Origin of the sequence: Bdellovibrio bacteriovorus, assembly GCF_001592755.1 — a bacterium.
Lineage (GTDB): Bacteria > Bdellovibrionota > Bdellovibrionia > Bdellovibrionales > Bdellovibrionaceae > Bdellovibrio > Bdellovibrio bacteriovorus_E.
In genome coordinates this window covers 162,180-174,809 of record NZ_LUKF01000012.1, presented here as the reverse complement: position 1 = coordinate 174,809, position 12,630 = coordinate 162,180, and the positions used below count along the sequence as shown (strand labels likewise).

12 protein-coding genes are annotated in these 12,630 nt (G+C 45.7%); 4 read left to right on the top strand and 8 right to left on the bottom strand.

The features are described from left to right. Positions 1-24 precede the first annotated feature (24 nt). The 3 genes from AZI85_RS07570 to AZI85_RS07560 form a co-directional block, all read right to left on the bottom strand. Positions 25-1,443 (bottom strand): M16 family metallopeptidase, encoded by a 1,419-nt coding sequence (locus AZI85_RS07570; RefSeq protein WP_063243513.1) that lies wholly within the window; start codon positions 1,441-1,443, stop codon positions 25-27. A 2-nt stretch (positions 1,444-1,445) separates the two neighbouring features. After that, the gene (locus AZI85_RS07565) at positions 1,446-2,843 is read right to left on the bottom strand and encodes a M16 family metallopeptidase (RefSeq protein ID WP_063243512.1); all 1,398 of its coding nucleotides are present in this window, start codon (positions 2,841-2,843) and stop codon (positions 1,446-1,448) included. A gap of 126 nt (positions 2,844-2,969) precedes the next feature. Further along, positions 2,970-3,479 (bottom strand): flagellar basal body-associated FliL family protein, encoded by a 510-nt coding sequence (locus AZI85_RS07560; RefSeq protein ID WP_063243511.1) that lies wholly within the window; start codon positions 3,477-3,479, stop codon positions 2,970-2,972. Positions 3,480-3,647: 168 nt separating this feature from the next. Between AZI85_RS07560 and AZI85_RS07555 the strand changes: the two genes are divergently transcribed. Continuing rightward, on the top strand, positions 3,648-4,649 hold the full coding sequence (locus AZI85_RS07555) for a L,D-transpeptidase family protein (protein ID WP_063243510.1): 1,002 nt from the start codon (positions 3,648-3,650) through the stop codon (positions 4,647-4,649). Here the strand turns inward: AZI85_RS07555 and AZI85_RS07550 are convergent, their stop codons facing one another. Continuing rightward, on the bottom strand, positions 4,650-5,924 hold the full coding sequence (locus AZI85_RS07550) for an acetyl-CoA hydrolase/transferase family protein (RefSeq protein WP_063243509.1): 1,275 nt from the start codon (positions 5,922-5,924) through the stop codon (positions 4,650-4,652). Positions 5,925-6,150: 226 nt separating this feature from the next. On the opposite strand from AZI85_RS07550, the gene AZI85_RS07545 reads away from it, so the two are divergent. The 3 genes from AZI85_RS07545 (at position 6,151) to AZI85_RS07535 (ending at position 9,922) form a co-directional block, all read left to right on the top strand. Beyond that, entirely contained in the window at positions 6,151-7,983 is a 1,833-nt protein-coding gene (locus AZI85_RS07545) for an NHL repeat-containing protein (RefSeq protein WP_063243508.1), read from the top strand. Between the two features lie 172 nt (positions 7,984-8,155). After that, positions 8,156-8,950: a hypothetical protein gene (locus tag AZI85_RS07540; RefSeq protein WP_063243507.1), complete on the top strand. Its 795-nt coding sequence runs from the start codon at positions 8,156-8,158 to the stop codon at positions 8,948-8,950. A 6-nt stretch (positions 8,951-8,956) separates the two neighbouring features. Further along, positions 8,957-9,922 (top strand): hypothetical protein, encoded by a 966-nt coding sequence (locus AZI85_RS07535; RefSeq protein WP_063243506.1) that lies wholly within the window; start codon positions 8,957-8,959, stop codon positions 9,920-9,922. A gap of 57 nt (positions 9,923-9,979) precedes the next feature. On the opposite strand, the gene AZI85_RS07530 is transcribed toward AZI85_RS07535, so the two are convergent. From AZI85_RS07530 to sppA, 4 genes are all read right to left on the bottom strand, one after another. Further along, entirely contained in the window at positions 9,980-10,168 is a 189-nt protein-coding gene (locus AZI85_RS07530; protein WP_063208920.1) for a hypothetical protein, read from the bottom strand. A gap of 90 nt (positions 10,169-10,258) precedes the next feature. Continuing rightward, positions 10,259-10,993, bottom strand: a complete 735-nt coding sequence (locus AZI85_RS07525) for a rhomboid family intramembrane serine protease (protein WP_063243596.1) — start codon at positions 10,991-10,993, stop codon at positions 10,259-10,261. Between the two features lie 4 nt (positions 10,994-10,997). Next, on the bottom strand, positions 10,998-11,597 hold the full coding sequence (locus AZI85_RS07520) for an HIT family protein (RefSeq protein ID WP_063243505.1): 600 nt from the start codon (positions 11,595-11,597) through the stop codon (positions 10,998-11,000). Positions 11,598-11,600: 3 nt separating this feature from the next. After that, positions 11,601-12,569 (bottom strand): signal peptide peptidase SppA, encoded by a 969-nt coding sequence (gene sppA, locus AZI85_RS07515; protein ID WP_063243504.1) that lies wholly within the window; start codon positions 12,567-12,569, stop codon positions 11,601-11,603. Between the last annotated feature and the right edge of the window lie 61 nt (positions 12,570-12,630).

Genomic DNA, 12,630 nt, shown 5'->3' with positions numbered 1-12,630 from the left:
AAAAGTCCCCTGGCACCTTTTTGGTTATTTTACTCTTTCGATTTCTGGTTTGTATTTTTCGAATTGAGAGATGATTTTTTCATCCCCGTATACCAGAACTTTGAAGTTGTTCGGATTTAGGGCTCTTTGAATTGAGGCGTTGGCATCCTTCGCGTTGATTTTACCGACGTTTTTATTAAAGTCCGTCAGGTAATCGACCGGGATTCCATAAAAGTCCAACGAAAGAAGATTGTAGGCCAAGCGGTCTGCGGTTTCGATCGCTCTTGGGAACTGACCTACCAGCTGGCTGCGAGCTGCCGCGACCTCGGGATCTTGCGCCCCCGCAGTCACATAATCCGTCACTACTTTCAAAGTCTCTTCCAAAGTTTTTCCGGCTGTTTCATTCTTAGTGAAAGTAGAAACTTCGAAGCTTCCACGATCTTTACGCACGTCAAAGAAGGAATAAATGGAATATGTCAGACCTAAATCATCACGCACTTTTTGATTCAAGCGGCTGGCGAAACTTCCCCCCAAGGCTTCATTTCCCAAGCGCAAACGAAGGTAGTCCTCGTTTTTGCGGGCAATGCCTAATTGAGCCACGCGGATCTGCGTTTGCTGCAAGCCCTTCTTCACGATCAGTTTAACTTTCAAAGCATCAATAGCTGGAGGAGCTTCGGTAGTAACCGCAGGAATGGTTCTTTTCGTCCACTTCGAGAATACATCCTGAACTGTTTTTTCAAACTCATCGTTAAAGCTTCCAACCACCGCTAACGAAGCGTTGTTAGGACGGAAGAATGTCAAATAATGCTTGATAATGTCTTGCTTCGTAATGCTGCGAAGAGCCTCAGGCGTTCCATTCACGTCGCGCGAGTAAGGATGATTGCCATAAAGGAATTGATCCATTTTGTCGTCTGCGTAGGCTGACGGATTGTCTACCTTCTTCTGCAAATTTGCGAGCATTTGCGAACGAATACGACTGATCTCAGCGTCTTTAAAAGCGGGATTCATCGTGACGTCGGCAAAGAGATCTAACAAAGTGCCAGAACCTGTGATCAAAGAGTCCGAGTAAAGTGTCGTGACATCATAACCAGGAGAAATATCAACGCTCGCTCCAAGTTGACCGAACTCATCAGCGATTTTTAGTGCATCACGAGATTGAGTGCCTTGCTCTAACATGTAAGACGTCAAGGCATTAAGCCCGGCTTTACCTGCAGGCTCTTGGACATTGCCGGTCTTCATCAAAAGCGTGAAGCTCACACGTGGTAAAGAGGTATCACGAATATAAATAATTTTAAGGCCGTTTTCCAAAACCACTTCTTTATATGGTTGTAGCTTGAAAGAGCCACTGCCTTTTTGCACATAACCTTGACCTGGTTTTGCCGCGTCCTTTTTAGAAGAGCTGGAGCAAGCCACCATCGCGGAACAAATAAGAGGAAGAGTGATTACGAGTGAAAGTCTTTTCATACTTATTCCTTTTTCGCCTTAGGTTCTAAAGTGATGATCGAACGCTGAGTTTGCTGCGTGTATTTTTCTGCGGCTTTTTGAATATCGTCTGCAGTCACGGCTTGGTATTTCTCAAGATCCGTGAAAAGACTTTCATAGGATCCCGTCACGATTTCGTTCACAGCCAATGAACGGGCTTTCCCGTCCATAGTTTTCAGACCGTCAACAAGGTCTTTCATAACTTGGGTTTTTGCTTTCTCAAGTTCTTTGTCAGAAACTTTTTGATTTCTCAGTTTCCAAATTTCGTTATAGACGATATCCAAAGCTTCTTGCGTTCCCTGGCCCGGTTTCAAGCTGACGCCAAATCCCATAATCCCGGCATCCTTCATCGCATAATTGTATGCGTAAGCCGATGTAGCGATTTGCTTTTGATAAACCAATCTTTTATGAAGGCGGCTGGAAGTTCCATAACCCAAAATATTTGCTGCCAAATCCAAGGCATACATATCCGCCTCGCCTTGACGAGGGCTGCGATAAGCGACCACGAAAGAACTGTTCTGTACGTCCTTTCTTAAAGTCGCATTCTGCTGAACTTTTTGTGGCGGCTCTTCCACTTTCTTGGTCTCTGGAAGTGGGCGCATGGGAAGCTTGCCATAATATTTTTCAATCAAGCTTTTTACTTTAGAAGTTTTGAAATCACCCACGATAACCAGAACCGCGTTGTTCGGGACATAGTATGTGTTATAGAAAAAGCGCAGCTTATCAGAATCGTAGGCCGCGATGTCTTTCATATATCCAATCACCGGCCACTTATAAGGATGGACTTTGAAAAGTGTGCCCATCATCAATTCGCGAAGAAGACCCATCGGATTATTGTCGACTCTCCAACGGCGCTCTTCCGCAACGACTTCTTTTTCGCTTTTCAAATCGTCAGGGCTGATAAGCAATGAACTCATACGGTCCACTTCCATATCCATCACCAACTCTAATTTCGAGCTGGGAAGATTTTCGTAAAAACCTGTATAATCATTTGTGGTGAAGGCATTGTTGGTGATGCCGTTTTCGTGGAAAATACGATCGAAAGATTTGCCATCGTACTTCTTAGCACCCTTAAACATCATGTGTTCAAGCATGTGCGCCGCGCCCGTGACACCTGGATACTCATCGCGAGAGCCCACACGATACCACGTGTGATAGCTGACCATCGGCACCGCATGATCCTCAAGAAGCAAAACCGTCAGTCCGTTTTCCAAAACAAATTTTGTGACAGGCAAAGAGATCTTAAGATCATTCTGTGTCGCCCATCCCTTGATGGTGCCTAGCGGTTCTTTGATTTCTGGTTTTGGATTCGGAATGGGATCCACGGCAAAGGCAGAGGCGGACATAAGAAGTCCCAAAAGCAAGATCGTAAAACGTGTCATAGTTGCTTCTTTCGTTGAATGTACAATAAGCCCTAGTTTGAAACTGGAGGGCTTTGAATTCAACGATCTTTCAGGACTAATTAGACTTTGTTCCGGGCGACGAGCCCGGCGAAAGAAAGCTGTGCTTTATTGCACAACGAAATCAGAAAAGAAAACGTCTTTAACAACACCGCGATGAAGAATGCCATTCACTTCGCCGGCGATTTTGTCTTTCAAAAACAACTTCCCTTGAATGCTATCCAGGTCATTGAAGCTGTTATCATTCAATAAGCGAACAATGCGGTCACGGGCCTTGGCGCGGTTTTCCGGCTCCATAACTTCTTCGAAGCCTTCTTTACCCAGCATTTGCAAATTCACTTCTAAACGAATCGTGCGTTTGGGTTCACCACCCAAATTCACAGTAAATTTATCCATCGTGTACACAAGCGGAGTTGTATCGCCAGAATCATGGATGGAAGCCAATTCCCGCTCAGCTTGTTCTTCTGAAATAGAAGGACTTTCCCATCCCATAGTCGAGGCGTATACCATGTAGGCGCCTCCACCCATCACTCCCAGATTCACTACTGCAAACACTATCTGTAGTAGTTTGCCGACATTCTTCTTAGGAGCCGCAGCTTGTGCTTGTGCTTCTGCCATTTAAAACCCTCATGAATAATTACATTTGGTTTATCGGTGAAACAGGCCAAGGTCTTAACGAGCAAGACCCTAATTCTTGTAAGAAAATTTCAGGGAAAACGTCTAAGCTTTGGACATATGTGGACCTACACTTGACAAGAACACGTCTAGTTCACTCATAATGGAACTATGAGACTTTTTCTCGCGGGATGCGCATTATCTTTTTTCAGTCTGCCAGTGATGGCGGGCCAATCTGTCGCGCCGTCTTCTCAAAACGAGGCGGATCTTTTCCCAGCTTCTTTGCTGCAAATTTCAGAGACAGAGGCATTTTCACGCTATGTATTTCTTGTCGACAAAGAAAAGCGCAAGCTTTCAGTCTTCGAGCGTAACGGCGCTGAAATCAAAAAGGTTGAAGAGTTCCCTGCGGACATCGGAAAAATGGGTGGCAATAAAACCAAACGCGATGATCACAAAACTCCCGAAGGCATTTACTTTCTTGAGCAGCGTTTGACTCAGCCGCAAATCCCTTTCAGTCTTTACGGCGGCTTGGCTTTCACCACGAACTATCCAAATCTTTTTGACCAACGACAAAAGAAAACGGGATCTGGCATTTGGCTTCATGCTATCCCCGATTCAGTTCCTTTAACTCGCGGTTCTCGCGGTTGCGTGGTGGTTCGCAATGACGTTATCAAGAAACTTGCCGACTATGTTAAACTTCGCGAAACACCTATCTTGATTTTTGATCACGTCAACTACCTTCCAAAAAGTGAACACGAAAAACGTCGTACGGAGTTGAGCGCATTCGTGGAAGAGTGGCGCAAGTCTTGGGAGAACCAGGACATTGAAAAATACATGAGCTTTTATGATCAAGATTTTAAAGCTCCGGGTTTTAACTTCAACACTTGGAAAAACCATAAAGCCAACTTGAAGTCGAAGTATGAATACATCAAAGTTCACCTTTCACAACCTTACATCGTTCAGCACAACGATCAGTTGTTAGTGAAAACTTTGCAGCGCTATGAATCTGACAAGCACGTCGATTACGGCGTAAAAACTATTTACGCGTTGAAATCTGGCGACTCTTACAAAATCATTCGTGAAGAGTGGGCTCCGTTCAGCCAAGAAAAAGTGGCTGCAGCGATTGCTCGCGACAACTCGATGACGGCGCAAGCCAACCAAGTTCAGCAGTAATTAATTGAATCCCAAAACTTTTCGTCCCTGAATTTCCAAAGTTTCGCGAAACTCGGGGGCGGCAATTGCGATCAAAGCTTTCACTCGTTCCTTCAATGTTTTTCCGTGCAAATAAGCGACACCGTATTCAGTGACGATGTAGTGAACATGAGCTCGCGTCGTGGTAACTCCCGCCCCTTCTTTTAGAAAGACGGAAATCTTACTTTGTCCTTTCGCTGTTTTCGATGGCAGCGCAATGATCGGCTTTCCGCCCGGCGAAAGTGCGGCGCCTCGCATAAAGTCCATCTGCCCGCCAATCCCTGAATAAATTCGTGAACCAATTGAATCCGCGCACACCTGTCCAGTGAGATCCACTTCGATAGCACTGTTGATCGCGATGACTTTCGGATTCTGACGAATAATATGGGTGTCATTGGTGTAAGTCGCGTCCATCATAACCACCATGGGATTGTTATCAATAAAGTCGTAGGTCTTCCGCGAACCCAGCGCAAAACTACTTACGATCTTTTCACGCAGGCGCGATTTAAATTTATTAGTGACTGCTCCTGTCTTATACAAATCCACTAAACCATCGGAAAACATTTCCGTGTGCACGCCTAGATCTTTATGACCCGTTAAAGCCCTCAAGGTGGCGTCTGGAATCGCACCAATACCCATCTGAAGGGTGGCACCGTCCTCAATCAATCCGGCGACGTTTCTGCCGATTTGCAATTCTGTGGAAGTCGGCTCGACCGGTTTCTTGATATAAAGCTCTTCTTCCACTTCTACGGCGAAGTGAACTTTAGAAAATTCAAACTGCGCATCCCCAAAGGTTCGTGGCATTTTCGGGTTCACTTGCGCAATCACTGTCTTTGCAGAACGAACCGCGGCGATGGAAACATCCACCGAAGGCCCCAAACTGCACATGCCATGCTGATCTGGCGGTGACACCTGAATCAGAGCCACATCGAGCGGCACGATCTGGTTATAAAACAAAGAGGGTATTTCACTTAAAAAAATCGGCACAAACGAAGGATTGATATTCCCTCTTGTCTTTCTGAGGTTGCCACCATTAAAAAAGCTATGTATCTGAAAACTTTTTTCGTGTTGAGGATCTGCATAAGAACAATCCCCTTCGGTGTGGATGGAGTACACCTTCACTCCTTGAAGCTCGGACGCTCTTAAAGTCAGCTGCTTTACTAATTGTTGCGGGGTCGCCGCCGCCGTGTGAATAAAAACATTGTCGTTGGATTTCACGACTTTAAGGGCTTCTTCTGCAGAGACAAACTGAGTCATAGGTGCACTTCCTTCACTTTGAATGTCGCACAAAACAGAATCCGTGAATATGATTTCGCTCAGGTTTGTCATAACTGAAAGCTACGAGCACAACACTGCGCAACACTTGTCTTGGTTTATGCGATCAAACAAATGGTTTCACAATGAGACATACCCAAAACCAACGGTAAATTTTAGGTGGAAAAAAAGACTCCGAAAAGAAATATGAACGCTTTTCAGGAGACTCATGCACGTCATTGGAAGTTTTATTGCTCTTTTCTTCATGGCCGCTCTTTTAGGTGGATGTTCACTCGATGTGACATTGCGTTCTTCTATCATGGCCCAACTTGATAGCGGGTCTGAACTTCCACCTTATGTACCGGCAGGAATTTTTCCCATTCAAAAAGAGAAATTTAATTTCGGTCAACCTTTAGATATCGGATTTACTTCTAGTGGCGAGCTTGTCGTCGGCACTTACAACAACATCGAAGCCGGAATTCAAAAATTCGATATGGGTACTGGAAAACGCACACTGAAGTTCGGTCCCCTGGGCACTATGAATGACAGCCAAATTTCGGGAGCCCGCCGCGTGCACGTGGATTCGTCAGATAACATCTGGGTTATGGATGCAAATCCCTCTATCCGCATTTTTAGTCCTTCAGGAACATTGATTCGCAAAATCGGCTCACAGGGAACAGGCCCGACACAATTTAGTGGTGCACTCGACTTTGTCTTAGACAAAAATGGCACCGTCTACGTCGCTGACACTTGGAATCATCGCATTCAAGTCTATGCAAACGACGGCACACACTTACGTTCCATTGGATTAGGGCAAGGTGCAGGAGATGGTCAAATGAATCAGCCTTATTCGGTGGACGTTGACCAAAATCTCAATGTCTATGTCGTCGACCACTTGAATCACCGAATTCAGAAGTTTGATTCTTCGGGCAATTTCGTTTCTAAATTTGGCAGTCATGGCACGGGACCTGGGCAGTTCCAATCGGCCATGCGCATTCGCATCAGCACCTCAGGAGATATCTTCGTGCCCGACTCCATACAGGGAATTCTTAAATTCGATTCCACTGGAGCCTACCAAACGACGTGGCTGGGCGTGGCACCGGGACACGCGGCGTTTGATTCACCCATGAATATCACCCTTGCTCCCGATGGAAAAATCTATGTCGTAGATCTCATCGATATGATGGAGTATCGCTTGGAAGTCCTAGATGCGACAGGTGCTTGGCAAGAAACTCTTACCAACTATAGCGACGCCGAAAAATTTTTCACGGCGCCGACGTCTTTGTGGATTGATAAAGATGATAATATCTTCGTTGCTGATTCTTACGATGGAACGAAGGACCAACGAATTGTAAAATTCGACAAGCTCGGAAATCACATCATAAACATCGGCTCTTTGGGTACTGGTCCCGGACAATTCACGAAGTGTGATGGTGTCGCGACCGATAGCGAAGGCCATATTTACGGTGTGGATTCCGGTGGCAATAAGATTAATAAATATTCTGCTGATGGAACTTATTTGACCAGCATCGGATCTCTTGGATCCGGCGACGGTCAGCTCAATCTTCCGATGGCTATTTTTGTCGATAAGAATGATGTTATTTATGTCGCGGATCAAGCGAACTCCCGCATTCAAAAATTCAGCTCAGCAGGTACTTACCTCGGCCAATTTGGGAACTCCGGTTCGCCTGTTCTTACGCAACCACAAGGGCTTTATGTCGATGAAGCCGGCACGGCGTACGTCATTGATATTGGAGTGAGTAAAGTTTTTGTTTTTGACTCAAGCGGAAACTATCTCCGCAATTTCAGCGTACCCACTAACACCCCCCACATCTATGTTGATAAGTCTGGAAAGATTTATATAACGGAACTCGTGGGCAGCTTTATCGAAGTGTATTCCAATGCAGGTGTCTTACAGAGCAAGCTAGGTGGAAAAGGCTGGGTACCCGGAAAATTCTATTATCCCTGGGGGATCGGCGCTGATTCGCATGGGAATCTTTTTATCAGCGATCTCTTCACTCGCCAAATCCAGCGGATCTCTCCGACAGGCATTCCTCTTTAATAAAGGTCTCATCTTGCTATTTCATATCGTAAGCCTGTCTAACTTTTAAAATCCCCTTGCCGCTCTTTGTTTCAAACCTAGATGCTGTCTCAGCCTGAGACAACGAATTCAAATATATCTCATTTAATTCGGTACACCCCTTGCTCCTTAGGAACCCAAAAGGAGAGACCCCATGTCATCTAAAATTATTTCGTTAACTGTTGCTGGTATTATCGGCCTGCAAAGCGCGGCTATGGCGCAAGATCGCACGGCAGGTATTGGTGATGAACAAATCCGTATCGCTCAAGAAAATGTAAGAGCTTTGAAAGCGGAAATCCAAAGCTTGGATAAAGCTTTAGGCGAAGCGCAAGCGGCGATTGAAAAACGTGAATCGCGCGGCACTTTTGCTAATGGCACGGCCATCGCCGGCGCTGCTGTGGGCTTAGGCCTTTCAGCTATTGCGGCTTTGACTATAAAAAAAGGAACTGGCGGTCAGGCTTTGAATGGGTACTTAACGGGAGCCTTGTCGGCAGTGATCTCTTTATCTTCCGCAGGATTGGGTGTGATCGGTCAAGCGCGCAAAACAGACGTAGATACTAAAGCTTTAGAAGAACAGCTAAAACTTGCAGAGACTCAAGTACAATCTGCGATCACTGTTGCCGACAAACAAACTTCAGCAGTTCTTAAACAGCTCAACTCTTCTTTAACAACGGTTCGTCAGTCATTGAATGAATACACGAACAGTGAAGATTCTATTTCTCAAAACAAATTGATTTCCCAAATCGCGCAAGCTTCCGGTGTGGCGATCACGGTTTACGGTATGACTCAAAGAGAATCAAAAGCTCTTTTAGTCGGACCTCTTGTGATGAGCGCCGGTAACTTGGGTCAGGTTCTTGGCGGTCTTTCAGATTCAGAAGCAGAAAAAGTAATCGCTGAAATCAAAGCGACTCGTCTTTCTTTGATGGCTGCGGCTGTCAACTTGGAGTAGTCAAGAATGTCTTTGATAACTCGCTTCTTAAGCGTGGTGATTTTTCTTGGCCTGAGCTGGGGCAACCTGGCCCAGGCAGCTCCTCGTTGCGAGTCTGTATTTCTTCCTACCGTCTTAGAAGTCATTCAACAGGTCGACTTCGCTAATAATAACTTTCTGACAAAAGGCTCTCACTCCGTTGAAGAAATCGGAAAAGATTTCTCGTGGCTTCGTCGTCGCAAATTGCGCAAACTCGTTAACAATACGGATCTGCAAAACTTTGCTTCAGACAAAGCTTTGGAAAGATATGCGATCGAACTGGGCACTGTCCTTTTCGGAAAAAAAGATGTCGTCGATCGTTGGATTCGTCAAAACAAAGATCAGCGCTTAGAAGAATCCACCGTCATGCTGATCAAAGAAAAACTTTTGCAAGAGGGCTTATTAAAGACCTGGCTTGAAGTTCGCGACCCGCGTGACGTCGGTATCGCCCGCAAAAGCTTAGATAAACTTTGGACTTTGCTTCAACATCGCGTTTTCGAATGGCTGCGTATTCCCTTGGCCCTGCCCTCAATGAAGAATGCGGAAGTGCCGCCTGAACTGATGTATAAAATCATCCGCGATGGTTTTAAGACTCATGCCGAAGAGGCCCGCGTCGCTTTACGCGCGCAAAGTCACATCGACGCCTACAATACTTTTAAGAAGGTTTACGGCCGCGTGATCTTCGGCGTCCTTTTCGCGCTCAACGCGCATAATGGCTACGAGCAGATACAAGACTATCACAATCGTCACGTCGATCAGACGATTCAACAAATTCAGGAAATAGGTCGACAGGCAGAAAACGCCGTGACTCAAATCAAGCGTGAACAATTCGATCAAGCTTACAAAAGTGCTGAAGCCGAATTCATCAAGAAATGGGGCGAAGAACCCACGCCGGCTGAAAAAGAAATCTTACGAAACAAAATCGCTGTCGCTTTGAATATGACGGCCCCTTAAAATTAAAAAGCCCCGCATTTAGCGAGGCTTTTTGAGTTCTAAGTCTTTAAAAAGATCTTAGTGAGATTCGTCAGAAGACGATGTGTTCTTACCGTCGATTGTGAATTTCTCTACGTTGTGTGCAAGATCAGGAAGAGACTCTAGGTGCTTTTGCAATTCTTCTTTCGACATCTCACCAACGTTCAAGTTTCTTTCAGTCAATCGTTTGTCGAACTTCAAATTTTTATTAGCTTGAGCCAATGACATTGCGTACCCCTTTTTGTGCGAAAACCTTTTATAGCGCACTTCAATCGACGAGTCCAGCCTCGGAAAATGGTACCAGGTACCTTTTTCCCGTTAATTCCAATATTTGGGCGGCTTATCGTTCTTTTCGTTATCCACCACCAGGCGCAGGTTGCGGCCCTTGGCTTTGGACTTCTTTTTCCACTCGTTACGGTCAAACCAGCCCTTGAATTTAAGGCATAGATAACCCGAAACCAAACCACCTAAATGCGCTAGGTAAGCGACCTCTCCCCCGCTGACACTTGAAGTCATCATGGAGGCTAACTGAACAAGACCCATCAAGGCCACGAAGTAGCGAGTCTTCATCGGAAAGAGCATAAAGAAGTAAACAATGCGCTCACCAAAGATAATCCCTTGAGCCAACAAGAGCCCAAAGACCGCACCCGAAGCCCCCACAACCGGCACAATCAAGCCCGTTTGAGAACCCGTCGCCAAAGCGTAGATCCAGATACCCAAGCAATAAAGAATCGCGGCCCCGATGCCCGAAGTGAAATAATAAATCAGGAAGAACTTCGTGCCCCAGCGTTGCTCAAGCTCGGCACCGAAGAACCAAAGCATCAGCATATTGAAAAGGATGTGCGTCACCTGCAAAGAGTGCAGGAACATATAAGTACCTAATTGCCAGATCTGGAATTCAAACAGAACCTTGCCCGGGAAAAGACCGAACAAAGAAGTGAACGGAACGCGCAAGAAGCCTTCCATAATCACTTGGAAAACAAACCAGATAGCCACATTGATGATCAGCAACCACTTCACTGCAGGAGTTAAGGGAGCTGTTTGAAAGGTCACGCCTCTATTCATATTTTCTTAAAATACCCGAAAGCTTATCGTAGGTCTGCTCCAGACTTTCAACCAAGACTTTGGTCTCTGCGATGAGCGGAAAGAAATTAAGATCCCCGGCCCAACGCGGGATCAAATGATAATGAAGATGTTCAGGAATTCCCGCACCGGCCACAGCCCCGTGATTCAAACCCAAGTTTATTCCACCCGGTTCGTAAGCATCGTTCAGCGCTTTCATGGCCAAACGAATGGTGTCTTGCAAATCGCGAAACTCTGCTTCTGACAATTGCAGAAGATCCCCGCAATGACGGCGAGGCAAAACCAAAAGATGCCCACTGTTGTAGGGGAATTTGTTAAGCACCACCATGGAATGCTCGGTTTGATAAACACAAAGAGTGTCAAAAGAGGGATCGTCTTTTGCGGCTTTACAGAAAACACAACCTTCCGGTTTGATCAGCTTACGCACGTACTTCATGCGATCAGGACGGAAAAGAACGTCGCGCTCTAAAGGCCAAACGTCCTTACCGATTTGCATTTTACCGGTCGCTGCCTTTGCGGTCTTCTTGCCGACCTTGGTTTTTGCCGATGCTTTCTTTTTTGCCTTTTTTGCCACCGATTACTCCCAGTAACCAGGCATCAATAACAACGGTTGATTCAAATATTTCGCGCGCAAGATGTATTTCATTGCGCCTTCCATATCTGGGCCGAAGGATTTTCCTTTAAGAAGATCGGTGTATTCAGAAAGACTGTTTAAGTCGTCTTCAGAGTCACCGCCACCAAGATCAAAAATGCTCATACGTTTTTTAGGAATTTCGAAAACATCAAAGTCATCACCTAGCTTCGCTGTTTCCGCCGCCAATTTAACGGCGTCTTCAAAGAAACCTACTTGATCGGCAAAACCCATTTTCACCGCAGTGGCACCGGTGAACACCCGACCATCCGCATATTCGCTGACAACCTCTTCTTTTAGATTGCGCTCTTTAGCCACCGTCGCTTTGAACTGACCATAGACTTCATCAATCATGCTTTGGAAAAGAGCTCTTTCGTCTTCACGCATAGCTCTGTACTCTGCACCGGAGTCTTTAAACTTTCCCGAAGTGATAGAGTAACGAGAAATCTTCGCCCAGTCGTAAAGCTTTTCGATGTTCGCAAACTCCATGATCACGCCGATGGAACCAATCAAAGCCCCTGGAGCCACCACGATTTTGTCACAGGCTACGGCAGAGTAATAAGCGCCACTGGCCATCACACCCGTTGTCACACAGATGACGGGTTTTTTAAGTTCTTCACGCGCGCGTTTGATCTCAGCAAAGATTTCTTGAGAAGGACCGACAGATCCACCCGGTGAATTGATAGAGATCAAGATCGCTTTTACTTTGTCGTCGTCTTTATATTTCTTAAGATTTTTAAGGAACTTTTTCCCATTCAGAATCACACCGTTCATTTCAAGGTGAAGAATGGAATTTTGGGAAAGGACTTTCTTTTCGGATTCGCCGAAAGAATCCATGCTCATTTTTAGTAGAGCTCCGATACCGACAAAAACTAGAAAAATGATAACAAGCTTTTTAAAGAAACTGCCCTTCATGATGCGCTCCCGTTCCGACGTCCCGAAAAAGAAAGAGGGACCTGTTTAGGGTCCCTCTTTA